The 898-nt window shown below is 72.5% G+C and carries 1 protein-coding gene; it reads right to left on the bottom strand.

Annotation, left to right across the window (positions count from 1 at the left end; translation table 11 throughout):
• Positions 1-307: 307 nt before the first annotated feature.
• Positions 308-898 (bottom strand): universal stress protein (locus ABZ281_RS33190; protein ID WP_356661549.1); only part of this gene is annotated, 591 nt, incomplete at its 5' end.

Below are 898 nucleotides of genomic sequence, written 5' to 3'. Positions count from 1 at the left end.
GGTGGCCGCGCAGGAGCGGAGCAGCCGTCGATCAGGTGGCTGAGGATCCGGCCTTCGCCGCGCAGCCCCGGCGCCGTGGCGCGTCGGCTGAACGAGGGATGTCGGCCGGGCACTGTGAGACGGGCGAGGTCTGCGCCGGGCCGGTGCGGGAGACCGGAGCATGTCGCCACCGCAGTCAGGGAAGGTTCTGGCGGGAGTCGGCAGCCCAGCGCCCTGTGTACCGCATCCTCGTGGTGGGCTTGCTCCAGCGCGGCTTCACCCCGTTGAGAGGGCGCTCGCCAACCCCGGTTTCCTGAAGCGGCGGGCGTCACTCTCTGTGGCGCACCACGGCCACAGGGCACTGAGCGTGGTGCAGCAGGGCCTGACTCACCGACCCCAGCAGCAGGCCCGTGAAGCCTCCTCTGCCCCGTGCTCCGGCGACAAGCAGCTGAGCGTCCGCACTCGCCTCGATGATGGTGTGACGTACCCGGCCGACGAGCGGCATCCGCCGCACCGCGACGAGCGGGTGCCGCTCCTGCAGGCCGCCCAGTGAATCCTCGAGGACCTGCTCGGCGTGCTCGCGCAGGTGGCTCTCGCTGTAGGTCACGAAGGGCGGGTCCGCCGGCCCGTCGTAGGAATCCGAGCTGCCGGTCCGGCACACGTGCAGCGCGTTGAGGTCCGCGCCGCGCAAAGACGCCTCGGCGAAGGCGAAACGGACGGCCTCCTCGGACGCGGGCGCGTTGTCGACCGCCAGCAGGACCGGGCCCGCCGGATTCCGCCGGCCCCGGACCACCAGCACGGGGCAGCGTCCGTGGGCGGCGAGGCGTACGGAGGTCGAGCCGAGCAGCAGGCTGCCGAAGGCGTTGAGTCCGCGGCTGCCGACCACCACCAGCGCGGACGTGCGCGAAGCGATCTCCAG

The sequence above is a fragment of the Streptomyces sp. NPDC006265 genome (assembly GCF_040613555.1).
Taxonomy (GTDB): Bacteria; Actinomycetota; Actinomycetes; order Streptomycetales; family Streptomycetaceae; genus Streptomyces.
The sequence above is the reverse complement of the archived record's forward strand: the minus strand, read 5'-3'. Positions and strand labels throughout refer to the sequence as shown.